At 68.5% G+C, this 14,956-nt stretch carries 13 protein-coding genes; 7 read left to right on the top strand and 6 right to left on the bottom strand.

Annotation, left to right across the window (positions count from 1 at the left end):
• Window positions 1–7: 7 nt before the first annotated feature.
• Genes FB454_RS33345 through FB454_RS33355 form a run of 3 tightly spaced genes read right to left on the bottom strand, consistent with a single transcriptional unit; the run spans window position 8 to window position 3,446 of the window.
• Window positions 8–829 (bottom strand): phytanoyl-CoA dioxygenase family protein, encoded by an 822-nt coding sequence (locus FB454_RS33345; RefSeq protein WP_186461716.1) that lies wholly within the window; start codon window positions 827–829, stop codon window positions 8–10.
• Window positions 829–2,274: a glycosyltransferase family 2 protein gene (locus tag FB454_RS33350; RefSeq protein ID WP_013473838.1), complete on the bottom strand. Its 1,446-nt coding sequence runs from the start codon at window positions 2,272–2,274 to the stop codon at window positions 829–831. Before FB454_RS33350 ends, FB454_RS33345 begins: the two co-directional genes overlap by 1 nt.
• 20 nt (window positions 2,275–2,294) lie before the next feature.
• Window positions 2,295–3,446, bottom strand: a complete 1,152-nt coding sequence (locus tag FB454_RS33355; RefSeq protein WP_013473837.1) for a radical SAM protein — start codon at window positions 3,444–3,446, stop codon at window positions 2,295–2,297.
• A 277-nt stretch (window positions 3,447–3,723) separates the two neighbouring features.
• Between FB454_RS33355 and FB454_RS33360 the strand changes: the two genes are divergently transcribed.
• From FB454_RS33360 to FB454_RS33375, 4 genes are read left to right on the top strand one after another with little or no spacing between them, the layout of a single operon-like run.
• Window positions 3,724–3,990, top strand: coding sequence for an acyl carrier protein (locus FB454_RS33360; protein WP_041784091.1), 267 nt, complete (start codon window positions 3,724–3,726; stop codon window positions 3,988–3,990).
• Between the two features lie 48 nt (window positions 3,991–4,038).
• Entirely contained in the window at window positions 4,039–5,058 is a 1,020-nt protein-coding gene (locus FB454_RS33365; RefSeq protein ID WP_013473836.1) for an ABC transporter ATP-binding protein, read from the top strand.
• Window positions 5,055–5,831, top strand: a complete 777-nt coding sequence (locus FB454_RS33370; RefSeq protein WP_013473835.1) for an ABC transporter permease — start codon at window positions 5,055–5,057, stop codon at window positions 5,829–5,831. Before FB454_RS33365 ends, FB454_RS33370 begins: the two co-directional genes overlap by 4 nt.
• On the top strand, window positions 5,828–6,613 hold the full coding sequence (locus FB454_RS33375; protein ID WP_013473834.1) for an ABC transporter permease: 786 nt from the start codon (window positions 5,828–5,830) through the stop codon (window positions 6,611–6,613). The genes FB454_RS33370 and FB454_RS33375 overlap by 4 nt, the downstream gene beginning before the upstream one ends.
• Here the strand turns inward: FB454_RS33375 and FB454_RS33380 are convergent.
• Window positions 6,588–10,616: a non-ribosomal peptide synthetase gene (locus FB454_RS33380; protein ID WP_186461717.1), complete on the bottom strand. Its 4,029-nt coding sequence runs from the start codon at window positions 10,614–10,616 to the stop codon at window positions 6,588–6,590. The genes FB454_RS33375 and FB454_RS33380 overlap by 26 nt on opposite strands.
• 364 nt (window positions 10,617–10,980) lie before the next feature.
• Between FB454_RS33380 and FB454_RS35635 the strand changes: the two genes are divergently transcribed.
• The 3 genes from FB454_RS35635 to FB454_RS33390 are packed head-to-tail and all read left to right on the top strand — an operon-like array spanning window position 10,981 to window position 12,761.
• Window positions 10,981–11,106 carry a hypothetical protein gene (locus FB454_RS35635; RefSeq protein ID WP_255348694.1) on the top strand — a complete coding sequence of 42 codons (126 nt, stop codon included), beginning with the start codon at window positions 10,981–10,983 and terminating at the stop codon, window positions 11,104–11,106.
• Entirely contained in the window at window positions 11,099–11,809 is a 711-nt protein-coding gene (locus FB454_RS33385) for an HAD family hydrolase (RefSeq protein WP_013473832.1), read from the top strand. Before FB454_RS35635 ends, FB454_RS33385 begins: the two co-directional genes overlap by 8 nt.
• Before the next feature lies 1 nt (window position 11,810).
• Window positions 11,811–12,761, top strand: coding sequence for a GNAT family protein (locus FB454_RS33390; protein ID WP_013473831.1), 951 nt, complete (start codon window positions 11,811–11,813; stop codon window positions 12,759–12,761).
• Here FB454_RS33390 and FB454_RS33395 read toward each other — a convergent pair.
• Both FB454_RS33395 and FB454_RS33400 read right to left on the bottom strand, forming a co-directional pair.
• Complete coding sequence (locus FB454_RS33395; protein WP_377626399.1) at window positions 12,752–13,789, bottom strand: TRM11 family SAM-dependent methyltransferase; 1,038 nt, start codon at window positions 13,787–13,789, stop codon at window positions 12,752–12,754. The two genes, FB454_RS33390 and FB454_RS33395, sit on opposite strands and share 10 nt — an antisense overlap.
• A gap of 47 nt (window positions 13,790–13,836) precedes the next feature.
• Complete coding sequence (locus FB454_RS33400; RefSeq protein ID WP_013473829.1) at window positions 13,837–14,619, bottom strand: HAD family hydrolase; 783 nt, start codon at window positions 14,617–14,619, stop codon at window positions 13,837–13,839.
• Between the last annotated feature and the right edge of the window lie 337 nt (window positions 14,620–14,956).

Below are 14,956 nucleotides of genomic sequence, written 5' to 3' on the forward strand. Positions count from 1 at the left end.
GGTCGGATCAGCGCAATGATGCGGCGTAGTCGATCGCCCTCAGTCCGCGGGCGAACGGCCCGGTGTCATCGGTCGCCCAGTCCGGGTCGAAGTACGGATAGTTCTCGTCGTTGTACTCGTGGCCGGCTTCCATGAAGGACATGAGGTACGCCCGAACGGCGTCCCGTTCCTGGTCATTGGTAGGTTCAGCCACGTATGACACGCTCCACTGCGTGCGATCCCTGCCGCCGAGACTGGCGTGCCAGAGGTGCACGTCGAAGATGATCACGTCACCCGGCTGGGTCGCGAGGACCTGCCCCGGCCACCAGCGTTCTTCGACCGCTTCGCTGTCCGTTCCGGTCGACCACGGCCACGCCGCCCGGAACGCTGCCAGCTTGTCGAACAGGTCGGGCCAGTGCGAGCCCGGCATCACCTGCAGCGCGCCGGACGGACCGTCGAGGGCGTCGAAGTAGGTCACCACCTTGATGGCCTGAAGGTCCCGACTCAACGAGTCGCTGTGCCAGAACGAGGCGTCGTTGTAGAAGTTCCCCTTGGCGGGCTTAGGTATCACGCCGCCGCCCAGCAGTACCTGCGCGATCTCGACCAGCCGCTCGTCGGCCACCAGGGCACGGCTGACCGGCGTACGAGGACCCATCATGGGCAGGAAGACGCTGTCATCCCCGGTCGCCGGGCGACGATGCGCGGACGGTTCGATGGTGTAGTTCTCGCTCAGGCTCCGGCGTACCTCGGCCTCGAGCTCCGCGTTCAGCTCAGCGGACAGGAAGCCGCGAAGGACCAGAAATCCATAGGTGTGGAAGTAGTCGCGCTGCTGTGCGCTCAGGACACTCACTATTCGACCTCATCCCCATCATTCGGTCCGGACCGCCGTACGGTCACCCCATCGAGCGCGTCGGCAACGGTCGTCGTCAACCAGTCCCGCCCGGTGACCCGGTAGGACCGAACCCCTGCCTTTTCCTGCATCGCGGTGAACTGGAATTCGTGCAACTCACGCCGAAGCCGGACGGTGAACTCCCAGAACGGTCGGTCATGCACCGCCAACGCAGCGGCCAGGTCGGCATCGGGCACCGCTGGCGGTGCCGTGCTGACGTCGGCCAGCAGTATCACCTCCCGGCAGGTTCGCAGCAGCTCGTCCAGCACGCGGCAGAGCGTGCGCTCAGGCAACGACCGCCAGTAGTCGGTGATGATGCCGACTGCGAACTCCTGGTTGGCGTACGGGAGCCTCGCCCCGAGCAGTCGGTGCGTCACGTCGGGCCCGCCGGCCTGTCCCGGAAAGACGACCGCGTGCGGCGTTGCCGTGGTCGCCGGCCAGCCACCTGGATCCCCGAGCAGCAGCGTGCGGCCGTCTGCCGCATCGATGAGGGCCAGCACCTCGGCCAGATCGCCCAGTTTGGCGCAGTCGCCCGAGGTCGCCGGGAGCCGCTGCCCGAATGCGTGCAGGGCCGGGAACAGACCGCGGGCCGGCAGCACCCCAAAGGCACACACCGCCTCCACCTCGAGTTCCGGGTGCAGCGCCAACATGATGTGGTCGTTTCGCCGGTCCCGGATCAGCTCCATGTGCCTCGGCCGATCGTGCGGCTGGTGAAAACAGATGCCGTCGGGCAAGAAGTATGTGGGCAGGCCGATGCGCGCCATCCGGTAGGCCAGCTCCATGTCCTCGACGCCCTTCACCTCGAATGCGGTCTCGAAGCCACCGACATCATGAAACGCCTTGGCCGGTACGCTGGCCGCCGACGTCCAGAAGAACGCCCAGTCCGTCGCGGCCGGCTCGGCCAGCAGGTCGACCAGCGGATCGTGCAACAGCGGATTGCGCTCCACCGCCCGGAAGACCGTCTCGGTGTCCTCGAAGTCCCAGTCCGATCCGAGCAGGACGGGCCACTGCTCGGGCGTCAGTTCCCGGGCCGAGGTGTAGCCACAGTAGGAGGCCGACAAGAGTTGGTGCGCCCGCGCGTGAGCGGCCAGCAGCCCCGGGTGCGCCATACACTCGGCGTCCAGGAAAAGCAGCACTTCATGGCGGGCCCGGGCAGCGCCGATGTTCCGGGCCGCCGGCGCGCCGACGGCGGTGTCGTTGCGGATCACCTGGATCGATGGGCCGCCGGTCAACAGGTCGGCGATGTCTGGCTCCACCGGAACCGCCGACCCGTCGTCGACCACGATCACCTCGAACCAGTCGTTTTCGAGGTGCTGCCGGTGCAGTGACCGCAGCGTGGCCCGCAGCGGCGGGGTCCGGTTATGGTTGGGCACGATGACCGAAATACGGGGAAGCTCCTGCGACATGCCAACTCCTCGGCGCGGGGTCAGGCGTTGACGGTCAGTGGCAGGACCCGTCGGTGCGGTTCATCGGGCCCGACCGTGAAACCTTTGCAACTGGCCTGGTCGAGCATCACCCGATGCTCGGCGTACGGCGGGTACGACTCCTCATCGAAGTCGATGTACCGATTGCGATAACACCACCGGCACTCCTCGAAACGGTTGGACAGGACGCCGCCGCTGTGCTCGGTGCGCAGCCGTTGATAGAGTTCGCCGTTCCAGATCTCCGCGAACGAGTGCGTGGTCAGATCGCCCAGCAGGTACTGCTGGTCGGGCACGCCGATCAGATGATCGCAGAAGCCGACCTGGCCCCGGTAGTTGACGTAGCAGTACATCCACGGATGGGTGCAAGTCTTGTCGGCGTGCTCCATTAACGACCAGGACGGGTCGAGGGCGGTGTTGAGCTGAACGTCGACCTGTTCCGCTTCCGCTACCGCGGCCATCTCGGCCAGCGCGGCGGACATCTCGGCCCGGTGGAACCGCAGGTTGTCAGGGTCGTCGTGTCCGGTGGACAGCGGGTTCAGGTGGACCCGGATGCCCAACCGAGCGGCGTGTCGCACGATGCCGGTCAGTTCCGCGATGGCGGCCGGCTGAACCACGACGTTCAAGTGGATGCCGGCGGTGCCGACGCCGCTGACCGCCGCCTCATCGGCCAGAATCTCCAGGTTCCGCAGGATGACGTTCAGCTTGGCACCCGGTCGGAGAGCGGCGAACGTCTCGGGCTCGGCGGCGTCGAACGAGACCGCGATCAACGATCGCGTACTCACCAACCGACGCCACAGCACCTCGTTCGGCACGGTCAGGTTGGTCACCAGGCGGAGCCGGACACCGTAGTCGAGCGCCTTCTCCACGTAGGCGGGGAAGTCCTTCAGAACCGTGCTTTCGCCCCAGCCGCGGAGGTCGACGATCTCCGCCGTCGGGAACAGCTCGGCCGCGACCGCATCGAACAGCTCCGGACTCATGTTGCGGCTGCGGTCGAACGGGCCGTTGGAGCGACACATCGTGCAGGACAGGTTGCAGTTCTCCGTTAACTCGACGAACAACACCCGGGGAAGGCTCGACAGGACCGCCTGGCGCCGCTCGAACTCGCGGATGTTCAGCTCACGATTGCTGACCCGGGTCTCGCTGTCCATGTGCATTCTGACCAACCTTCGCTACTGACTGGCTGCCCTGCGTCTTGGGCATCGCGGCCACCCGCGGCCCGCGCCCACCAGAAGATTTGGGCCATGCTACCCCCGCCACGGTCGCCATGATGCCCCGACGGAATCGATTTATCTCGATAGATGTGAGCCAGTGTGGACTTCCGCGATCCGGCGTTCATCGCTGAGAGGCGCAGTTGTCGCTCCCAAGAGCATCTGTTATACAAGCAGGGCCTGCGAGCCGGGCGCGGTGACCACGGGGGGAGCGAGGCGGGGGATGCACGAGCGCACCGGCGGGGCGACGGCCGATGTCGAAACGGTCGTCGTGGCGGCCTGGACCGAGCTGCTGGGGCCGGGAAGTGCCGCGCCGGACGCCGACTTCTTCAAGATCGGCGGGGACTCGCTACGTGCGGCCGAACTGATGGCCAAGGTCAGCCGCTCTCTCGGCCACCGGCTACGCTTCCGGTTGATTGCCAACAACCGCACGCTCAGCAGCCTTGTCGCCGCGATTCAGGCTGAGTTGGTCGTGACCGATCAGGCGTAGCGGCCGGCGTGGGGCGGCCGTGGACACCCCGATGCACTGGAGGCGCAATTGGCCGGCTCGGACGCCGCTGCGGTAAGCATCCGCAAGCTGGAACGTGGCTACACATCGTCCACGTTGCGGCTCGGCCGCGTCACCTACCGGCCCGCGCTGAGGGGCATCGACCTCGACATCGAGCGGGGCACGCTGTTCGGCCTGCTGGGGCCCAACGGGTCCGGCAAGACGACGCTGATCAAAGTGCTGTCGACTCTGCTGGTACCGAGCGCCGGAGCGGTGAAGGTGGCTGGGTTCGACGTCGTGTCGCGGGCACAGGCGGTCCGCCAACGGATCGGGCTGGTGCTGGGCGGCGACCGCGGGGTCTACGAGCGTCTCTCCGGTCGTGACAACCTGCGGTTGTTCGCCCATCTGTACGGGCTGGACCATCGCGAACAGAAGCGTCGCATCGACGAGATGGTCGACGTTGTCGGCCTGACCGCCGACGCCGACCGCCGGGTCGAAGGTTACTCGCGTGGCATGAGGCAACGGCTGCAGCTTGCCCGCGGCATGCTGCACCGCCCCGAGGTGCTGTTCCTCGACGAGCCCACCAACGGCATCGACCCGGTTGGCGCCCGCGAACTGCGCGAGGTCGTGGCCCGGTTGCGCTCGGCCGGCACCACCATCCTGCTCACGACGCACTACATGTTCGAGGCCGACGAGCTCTCCGACCAGATCGCCATCATCTATCAGGGTCTGATCATCGCGCGCGGCACGCCACAGGAGCTGAAGCGGACCGATGAGGGCCTGCGGATCCTTGACGTCGAGGCGTTCGGTGTGCCTGACGACGTGATCGCCCGGATCGAGGCCTTGCCCTCGGTAGTCGCCGTGACGGCCGGTCACCGTGGCGCCGCGCAGCTTCTCGAGGTCCAGACCCACGACCACGAGCGGACCGAGGCGGCGATTCACCAGCTGCTGGCCGGCGTTCGGATCGGCCGCGTGGTCACCCGGGCACCGAACCTCGAGGATGCGTACGTGACGCGGTTGGCGGAGGCCCAGCGGCAGGGAGACGCCGTCCGGAACCAGGTATCGGCGTGAGCCCCGGCAGCGGCTGGCTGTCGACCGCCTTCGTGATGGCCCGGTTGCAGCTACGCACCATCAGCGCGTCCGGCTTCTTCCTGCTCGCTGTGCTCGGCGAGCCTCTGGTCATCGCGCTGATCGTGATGGCGACCGCCGGCTCGGACACCGACCGGCTCAGCGTCGTCGGTGGGGTCGCCCAGATCGGAATCTGGAGCGCCGCGCTGTTCGGCTCGGCGAACATGTTCCAGTCGATGCGGGCCGAGGGCACGCTGGCCCACCTCGCGTCGTCGCCGGCCCCGTTCTACGCCATGCTGACCGGCGTCGGCATCGGCAGCTCCGTGCACGGCCTGTACGCCATGGGCGTAGCAACCCTGCTCGGCGTCTTCGCGTTCTCGGTATCGCTGCCAGGCCTGTCGGCTCTCCCGATGATACTCATCGCGCTGCTTAGCGCACTGATCGCGGTTGGCCTGCTCGGTGTACTGCTGGCCAACCTGCTCGCCCTGTATCCCCAGTCGAACGTCATCACCAACTTGCTCAGCTACCCGATCTGGTTGCTGTGCGGGTTCGTGACGCCGGTCGAGGACCTGCCGGCGGTGCTGCGGCCACTGTCGTACGCGCTCGCCCCGACCTGGAGCAACCGGGCGCTGGACCAGGCGCTGCACGGCGAAGCGGCACTGCAGTCGGTCGGTTGGGCCCTGGGAATATCCGCCGTCTACTTCGTGATCGGCCAATTCCTGGTCCGGCGGACCATGTTCGTGGCCCGGGTCCGTGGAACGCTGGAGCTGCTGTGAAGACTGTGCGACTGGCGATCGCGTCGGGCACGTTGGGCTACCGTGCGCTGTTCAACTGGATCGCGCCTAGCGCCTACATCCCCATCATGTTGCTGGGCCCATTGCTGCAGATCGTGTTCTTCGTGACGACGGGCAGCCGGTACGGCGTCGAGAGCAAGCAGTTCTACCTGGTGGGCAACGCGTTCCAGACTTGCACGACGGCCACGATCTTCGGTATGACCATGGCGATCGCCAACGAGCGGTCGACCCGAACACTGGCGCCGATCCTGGCGACCGGGGCCAGCCGCATCGCCGTCTTCCTCGGCCGGGGTGCCCCGATCATCCTCAACGGGCTGCTGGTCTCGACGTTCTGCCTGCTGGTGGGCTCGCTCATCACGGGAGTCCGGGTGCCGTACGCGACGCTCGGCCCGATCTTCGTGGCGCTGCTCTTCAGCGTGACGTCGTGTACCGCGCTCGGCGTTCTGGTCGGGTCGCTGGGCCTGCGGTACCGCGACGTCTTCATCGGCTCCAACCTGGTGAACATGATCCTGCTCGGCCTGACCGGAGCCAACATTCCGCTTGATCGGCTGCCCGACTGGCTGCGCGTTGTCTCCTCGGGGCTGCCGCTCACCCACGGCCTGGCCGCCGCCCGGGATCTGGAGCACGGTCAGACCTTCGGCGCCGTCCTGCCCGACCTGGGCGTCGAGCTCCTGGTTGGGGCGGGGTACCTGGTGGTCGGTCTGATCGTGCTGCGCCGGCTGGAGCACGCCTCACGGATCAAGGGCGTTCTCGACCTCTGGTAGCCGCGGTGAGCAACGCCGCCTGCGTCGCCACCGTCGGGTGGAGCAGGCAGTCCGCCGGGGCCACCGGTACGCCCGACTCCGCACTGAGCCGCGCGGCCAGTCGTACCGCGGCCAGCGAGTCGCCGCCAGCCGAGAAGAAGCTGTCATCGGGGCCGGCTCCGGGGTTACCGATGATCTCGGCCCAGATCGCTCGAACCCGGGCCTCGGCCGGGGACCACTGGACGTCGGGTGGGTTCGGTACCGCTTCGGGTAGGGCGGCGAGCAAGGCCTCCCGGTCCACCTTGCCGCTGGGGCGTAGGGGAAGGGAGTCGACGCGGGCGAAGCGGGACGGTGCCACCCCGGCCGGCATCCACCGGGCGACGGCCGCGGCGGCGCTGGCCCGGGTCGCTGCCCAGTTCGTTCCGTCGCTGACCAGAAAGGCGACAAGTTCGGTGCCGGCGGCGTTGGGCCGCGGGACGACGACGGCATCGCGGACGCCGGGGAGGCCGCGCAGCAGTGTGGTCAGCTCCGCGAGCTCGATCCGCACCCCGTTCACCTTCACCTGGTCGTCCAGCCGACCGCGCAGAAACAGCCGACCGTCATAGTCGTACGAACCGAGGTCACCGGTCCGGTACCACGGCGGCTCGGTCGCCGCCTCACCCGGAAGCCTGCTCGCCGGATCTGCGGTGGCGCCGAGATAGCCCAGCGACCGGTACCGCGTGCCGATCCACACCTCACCAGGCTCATCGGTGCCGCATCGCCGGCCGTCGGACGCCACCACCGCGAGTTCGGTTTCCGGCAGCGGCCAACCGACCGGCAACGGGTCCGGGCAGGCATCCTCAACCTCGTACCAGAACTTCGCCAGTGTGGTTTCCGTCGGCCCGTACAGGTTGATCACCCGGCATTGCGGGCCGAACGCAGCCTTCCACCGCCGCACGTCGTCGGCCTGCAACGGTTCGCCGGCGAAGAACACCAGCCGCAGCGGCGTCTCACCGGGACCGTCGCAGGTGTCCAACCAGGTGCGGGCCAGTGACGGCACAACGTGCAGCACGGTGACCGAGTCAGCCCGCACCCAGTCCCGGATCTGCTCACCGGTTTGCAGCGGGTCGCCGAACACGACGGTGCCGCCGACGGTGAGCACGGTCAGCACCTCGCGCAGCACGACGTCGAAGGTGATCCCGGTGATCGCGCCGACCCGGTCGGTGGCGCCGAACCGGAACTGGGTGGCCTGCCACTGCAGGAAGTGACTCAGGCCGGCCCGCGCGCCCAGGACACCCTTGGGTTGGCCGGTCGTGCCCGAGGTGAAGAAGACGTAGCCGGCCTCCGGGATGGCGGGCAGTGGCGAGGCAGGCCGGGCACGCCGGGTCGGATCGACCTCGAGCTGGGGCACGCCGGCGTTGGCCAGGTAGCGGGAGGTCGCCTCGTCGACGGTCGCGCCCACCGACATCACCAACCGGGGCCGAGCGATCTCACAGCACGCCTGGCACCGGGCCGACGGCTGGCCGGGATCGAGCGGGACGGCCACCGCTCCGACGGACAGGGCCGCCACCAGCCCGATCACGAACTCGGCACCCCGATGCGCGTACAGGCCGATCCGATCGCCCGGTCGCACGCCGGCCGCGCGCAGAGATTCGACGGCGCTTCCCGCCGCCTCCTGCAGTTGCCGATACGTCAATTCGCGACCGCGATCAACCACGGCCACCCGGTCCGGCCCGGCCGTCGCGGCCGCGACGAACCGCTCCATCACATCGTTCACCGCTACCGGCACCTCGGCCCGGGTCGCCGGGGCCCGATCGGTAGTCACGGCCGAGCGCAAGTGCCGCAGTTCGACGTGCGGGCGGGCGGCCGCGTCCGCCGCCAGCAGGCCGAACGCTTCGGCCCAACGGCCCAGTTGCCGATCGCTCAGCCCAGTGGTCCCGTTGATCAGGGCGATGCTCGTCCGCTCGCCAGTGCCGCGGGACGCGATCGTCAACGGAAAGCCCGCCCCGAGGTGGTGCTCGTGAACCCGGACCGCACCGTGCACGATCTCCGGCTCGGGCAGATGGTTGAGCAGCACGTCGAGCTGAATGCCCGGCCCGTTGGCGCCGCGCCGCGACGCCTCGACGATCGAGTCGTAACCCACTCCGCTGTGCGCCGCGGCATCTTCGAACTGCTCCTGGCACTCGTTGACCAGGTCCACGAACGACCGGCCTGACTGGACCCGGACACGGATCGGCAGGACCCCGACCAGGCAACCCACGAGGTCCCTCGTCGCCGGCGTACGGAAGTCGGCCAGGATGCCGATCGTCAGGTCGGTGCACCCGGTCAGCCGCGACAGCGCAAGGGCCGATACCGCCAACCGGACGACCGCCGGGCTGGCGTCGGCGGCGTGCCCGACACCGTCCAGCTGGGTCCAGGTGCGCGGCGCATCCACCACCGGAACCCACCGCGCCGGTGCCGGTCGGCCCGGGGGCACCAACCGCCCGACTGCGTCCGCCAGCCGCTCGGACCAGAACTCGTGGGGACCACTGTTTCGTCGCGGGTCGAGCGACTGCCGGTCCCGCAACGCGAGGTCGGCGTAGCGCACCGTGCTGTCGGCTGCCGCCTGGGTGGTGTCCGACGTCCCGGCCAGCAACCGCTGAAGATCTTCGGCGAGCACCGCCACCGCACGGCCGTCGGCGACGGTGTGATCAATGCGTACCTCGACGGCCGGCCCGCCACGGTCGGACAGGCGGAGGTCCCACAACGGAAACGGGCCCGGCGCCGAAGGCGGTCCGGCGTCGGCGGCGGTGACCGCGTCGACCGCGCGGGTCAGCGCCGGATGCTGCGGAGGATGGATGCGCTGCACAGGAACGCCGTCAAGGACCTCGATCTCGGTGCGCAGGGCCGCGTGCCGGGCGACCAACTGGTCGACCGCGCTCCGGACGTCGGCCGGAGTGACACCCGTTGGCAGGCTCAGCCGGACCGCCACCGGAGGTGTGGGCGCGCCCCGGACGGCCGTCGTGGCCCAGATCGCCAGTTGCCGACCGGTCAGCGGCGCGGTGAGCCCACGTGGGCCCGCAGGGCGGCCGCGCCCGGACACGTTCCGCAGGAGCGCCGAGAACGGTCCGTTGAATCGCGGGTCGGCGAACAGCTTGTGTTCGAAGTGCTCACCCCCGACGTAGTAGGTGTGCAGCCGGCCAACGTGGCGGCGCCATCGTTCCGTCACGTCGGCCGGGTGGGCGCCGAGGAAGAAATGCGCGTCACCGGGAAACCAGCCCGGCTCGTGGGTGGCGGTGGCCTGCAGGGTGCGAGCGAACACCTCAAGCCGACAGCGCAGCGAATCCGCGTTCGTGTCCAACGGATAAGCCTGCCGCTCCTGCAGAATTGCGTGCCCCTCGGCGATGGTCGGCGGCTGATCGTCATAGGTGATCGGATAACCGGTACGCCGCAGCAACCCGATCAGTCGGTACCGGATGACGTCCGACTGTGACAGCGGCGCCCGGTCTCGCGCGGGCGGCTCGCTGTCGAACAGCGCGAGCAGGTCGACCTCGTCGCCGGCCGCCAGCAGTTCGACAGCGATCGCATGGGCGATCGTGCCGCCAGCCGAGAACCCACAGAGCCGGTACGGTCCACGTGGCTGGAACGCCTTCAGCTGCGGAATGTAGTACTCGACGAAGCCCCGCACCGTGGTCGGAATCGGGCACTCGCCTTCGATCCCGGCCGCGCGGATGCCGACGATCCGGGCGGGTAGTGCCGGTCGGGCGGCACCCAGCGCGAACGCGTTGCCTGACGCGGAATGGATGTAGTAGATCGTCGGGGCGTCCGGAGGGGTGACGGTCGGCGCGGGCTGCAGGCACCATCGCCGGTCTGCGTGCCGTCGTAGGTGGACACTGAGCGTTGCGATCGTGCTGTGCTCATCGAAGCACGCGGCGAGGTCGCCCGACCCGAACACCTCGCGTATTCGGGCCAGGAACGCGTACCGGGCCACCGGGTCGACATACACCGGTCGCAGCGACTGCTGGGCACCAAGACTCCCGCACTCCACGCCGAACTCGCTGGCCACCTGGGCGATCGCGCTCTCGGTGCCGTCCCGGTGGCGAGCAGCAAAGAACTCGAGGTTCGCCAGGACAATCAGCCTCCCCGTACTGCGGTCAGCCCGTGATCTGGGTGCCGTCAGACGGAGGATACATACACTCGCTGCTATCGGCGGCCCCCGCCGACGCCGGCCCCGGATCGGCATAATGGCCGGATGCAGCTGCTGGACCAGGCGGGCGTCCACATCACTCAAGCGGGACCCAGGCACCGACAGCCGAGGCCGTCCGCGGTGAGGGCCGAGGATCCACGGCGGACGGCGGACGTCCTGGCCGGCTACGGCACCCATGAAGACGTGCGCGCGGACCGGCCGGCTCCGGGTACGGTAGCTGATCATGCAGCCGACCTCGTGGGTGAACTGGATCGCCACCGACGGCCGCCGCCCGGTGGAGAGCCCGGCGCGGCTAGTCAGCCTGATCGAGTCGGCCACATCCATCGCTTCGGGGGCAATCGATGACTGACATCCGCGCGGTACTGCTCGACTTCGGCGGCACGCTGTTCGCCATGCCGCCGGGCTACGGCCCGTATCTGCGGGCGGCCGAATCAGCCGGTGAGTCGATGACCGAGGATCAAGCCGCTGATCTGGCCCGGCGGTTCCAGCAGACGATGTCCGATCCCACCGTGATCGCGATGGAGGAGGTGCGGGACCGCTCGCCGCAGGCCCACCGGACCGCCCTGATCACCAGGTACCGCATGGCCGGGATGTCGGAGAAGTTGGCCGATGCGCTCTACGCGCAGCTGGTGGCGGAGGCCACGTGGGAGGTCTTTTCCGACACGGCCTCGACGCTACGGACCATGCATGCGGCCGGACTACGGCTGGCTGTGGTGAGCAACATCGGGTGGGACCTGCGGCGGCACTTCGTTCGGGCGAACATCCACGATCTCATCGACGCCTACGTGCTGTCCTGCGAGCTGGGGATCGAGAAGCCGCAGCAGCTCATGTTCACGACGGCCGCCCAGGCGCTCGGGGTGCAGGCCGAGCAGTGCCTGATGGTCGGGGACGACCCGTACTCCGACGGCGCGGCCATCCGGTTCGGCATGCCGACCCTGCTGCTGCCGCCGCATCCAGGCGGCGACCGGGGTCTGGGCCTGGTCCTGAGATGCCTCGGCCTGGCTGCCGGCGCGGACACCACCGACCGGCTCCGCGACGCGGTGGAGGCGTGACATGGAACGGATGACCTTCGCGGGTATGCAGATCCTGCAGCTCACCGACGCCGAGGCGGATCAGCTTGTGGCCGGCGGGCTCACCCCACCGGACGACGTCAACATGATTCAGACGGCCGTCCGCTACCCGGCCGACCAGCTGCGCCCCATGTTCGACACGAAGCCGACCTGGATCAGTTGGGTCAGCCCGATCCCGGACGGACGAGCCAGCTTGTTGTCGGCCCAGTCCGGGCGGGAACGGCGCCGGTCCCGGCAGGCGCTGGCGGCCTTCGACGGGCTCGACATCCGGTTCCACCCGACGATCGAGGCGGAGGTGTTCGATCCATGGCTGACCATCTACACCTCGATGGTCGACGGCATGGAGCAGGGGCTGAACATCGCCCGGGACTCGCGCGACGAGATCCTCGCACCCGACTCGCCACACCGGATGGCGACGGTCCACCGCGACGGCCGACTGGTTGGCGGCTGGGTCATGTATGACATGCCCGACTTCGACATCTTCCGGATGCGCTTCGCGGCCTTCGAGCCGGCCCTGCGCGATCTGGGTGCGGCCAGAGCGGCGATCCTCGTCACCGCCGACTGGGCCCGTGACCGTGGCCGCGCACTGTTCTCGCTGGGCAACGACATCAACTTCTACAGCAAACTCCTGAAGCCTGGCCTGCAGCATTTCAAGGTGCGCCTGGGTTTCCGGCCGACCCCCACCCATCTGCTGAACGATGTCGGCGAGATGGTGTGCGAACGGGTCGTCAACCTGGCCGGCTTGTCCTCGCTCGCGTTGGCGTACCTCGACGACGACCCGACCCCGTCAGCCACCGCCCTCGACTACCTCGACGGTACGTGTTGCCTGCAGCTCAATGCGTACGTCGAAGACGGTGCGGAGGTCGACCTTTCACTGTACGACGTGGACCCCCACCGTGTCCATTTCATTCCGCGGCGCGCCGATCAGCGCTGAACCGCCCGACTGTTGCCGCGCTTCACCACGACGTACGCCGACGGATGGGCCCCGCCCCGCTCAAGAAGGATCTCTTTGATCACCCGTAGCAGGGGCGTGCGTTGGACGGTCTCCCGGAACAGACGCTTGTCCTCGGTCAGCAGGACCGCCCTTCCCCGAGGCGTCATCACCCTGCTGATCTCACGCAGTGCCGCCGGGTACATCTGGATGTTGTGTTTGTGCGTGCCGACCCGCTTGCCGAACGGCATGTTGGCGATGATCCGGTCGATCGAGCCGTTGGGGAACGGCAGACGCTGGGCGTCGACGTTCAGCAGCGAACCGTCCAGCCCGCGGCTGTGTACGTTGGTCCGGGCCGCCCGGGCCCAGCTCGATTGGACGTCGCCGCCGATCAGCAGGCCGGGCTTGGCCATCTCGCCGGCCAGTACCAGTAGGGTTCCGGCTCCGCAGAACGGGTCGAGTACGGTCTGCCCGTCTTCGATCTTCGCCAGACGGACCATCACCGCGCCGATCACCGGATTGGTGGACGCCGGTGCCCGCAACAATGCTCCGAACCGCTCGGTCAGGTACAATTCGCCCACCTCGCCCACCAGTCCTCCGGGCGAGTCGACGACGTTGATGTCCCAGTTGCCGGCGCTGTTATGCCAGTGTGGGTCGGCCTCGAACTGGTCCCGGATGTCCCAGCGCGCCTCACCCAGGTCACCCACCCTGAACTGGATCTGCGGCGAGTCGCCGGTCAACGCGGCCAGGACACCACGCTCGGTGGATTCCCGTACTCGCCGATCCGGGTCCGGGTACAGGCAGATCGCTGCAGTGTCGAAGTAGCGGATCGCGGCCAGCGGACGCAGCGTTCCCCGGTAGGAGAGCTGCAGTGCGTCGCGCCGCCGGGCCACCACTCGCACCTCGGCACCGGAGAAGGTGCGCAGCTCCTCGAACAGGTAATCCACTGCGCCGGGCACCGTACGCAGCAGGATCTCGTCGTCGATCGACCGGTCTAGATCAAGTCGCCGGGGTCGACCATCGCTTGTCATATGTTGCATCTTACGGTTCGTGTCCGTGGCCATCGGCGGCCCGCCGGCTACGCCGGTACGCGGGCGGCCCGGCCAACCGGCGCGAGCAGCGCGGCGACCCGACCGAACCCGTCGGCAAGCCCGTCGAGCACGGCATCAGCTCCAGCCGCCAGAAGGTCACTGACCGTGGCCGGGCCGGTGGTCACCCCGACCGCGCGCAACCCTGCTCGGTGGGCGGCCGTGATGTCCTTGACCGTGTCGCCGATCAGCACGCCGCACCGGCAGCCGCCGGCAACCGCGTCCGACGCCGCCACCACGATGTCGTCCCGATCGACCGCACGGTCACCGAAGCCGCCGTCGATGAGCAGGTCGGCCAGGTTGGTCCGGCTCATCTTCCACCGCGCCACGGGGGCGGCGTTGCCGGTACACATACCGAGCGCGATACCGGCCTCCTGCAGTCGGGCGAGCATCACGCGGACGCCGGGCAGGAGATCGCCGGGGCCCCCGGCCTCGAGCGGACCCAGGTGCCCCGGCATGGATGCAACGATCGTCGGCAGGAGCCCGTCGATGTCGCGATCGGAGACGCGGTGTCGCCGGAGCATGACCCGGATCGTTCCAGCGTCGGTGCAACCGGCCAGGTCGACGCCCGCGTAGGACAGGTGACCGCGCTGGTATGTGAAGTCGAGGATCGGCAGCCCAGTGGCGGCCCGCACCGCGTCGGCCATCGCCCCCATGTGGGCGCGCTGCACGGATGAGCCCGGGCGGATCAACGTCCCGTCGAGGTCGAAGAGCACAAATGGCCGCCCGCAGGAGTCGTCGGGTTGATGGTTCCTGGGCAACCGCTGGCGCATTCGAAGTCCCCGCTCTGTCATCGTCATCCGGCGGCCCGACTGTAGTCCATCCCCCAGCGCGGCGTCGGCCCGCAGATCAGGCCCGACCCATCCCGACCAGCCCTCCCCGTCGAGCAGCGCATCGACCCCGAGAGCGGAGGCCAACCGTGTGCCTGCCACACGAGGCCGGTGCGGTTGATGTCGCGCCGGGCCGCTCCGGACAGTGACATCGGCATGCCTGGATTTCGTATTGAGGACGGTTATAAGTGAGTGTTTGAGATTCCGGCTCAGGTGTGGGTTGCCTGGGCCGGTTTCGTGTGTCGGGCCAGGCGGGTGACCATGACGTGGATCATGGCCC

Source organism: Micromonospora sp. CNZ297, assembly GCF_007827625.1.

What these genes read in the sequence shown, in the direction of transcription:
- FB454_RS33350 (WP_013473838.1), bottom strand. Translation starts at nt 2,274, where the DNA reads ATGTCGCAGGAGCTTCCCCGTATTTCGGTCATCGTGCCCAACCATAAC.
- FB454_RS33355 (WP_013473837.1), bottom strand. Translation starts at nt 3,446, where the DNA reads ATGCACATGGACAGCGAGACCCGGGTCAGCAATCGTGAGCTGAACATC.
- FB454_RS33360 (WP_041784091.1), top strand. Translation starts at nt 3,724, where the DNA reads ATGCACGAGCGCACCGGCGGGGCGACGGCCGATGTCGAAACGGTCGTC.
- FB454_RS35635 (WP_255348694.1), top strand. Translation starts at nt 10,981, where the DNA reads ATGCAGCCGACCTCGTGGGTGAACTGGATCGCCACCGACGGCCGCCGC.
- FB454_RS33385 (WP_013473832.1), top strand. Translation starts at nt 11,099, where the DNA reads ATGACTGACATCCGCGCGGTACTGCTCGACTTCGGCGGCACGCTGTTC.
- FB454_RS33390 (WP_013473831.1), top strand. Translation starts at nt 11,811, where the DNA reads ATGGAACGGATGACCTTCGCGGGTATGCAGATCCTGCAGCTCACCGAC.
- FB454_RS33395 (WP_377626399.1), bottom strand. Translation starts at nt 13,789, where the DNA reads ATGACAAGCGATGGTCGACCCCGGCGACTTGATCTAGACCGGTCGATC.
- FB454_RS33400 (WP_013473829.1), bottom strand. Translation starts at nt 14,619, where the DNA reads ATGCGCCAGCGGTTGCCCAGGAACCATCAACCCGACGACTCCTGCGGG.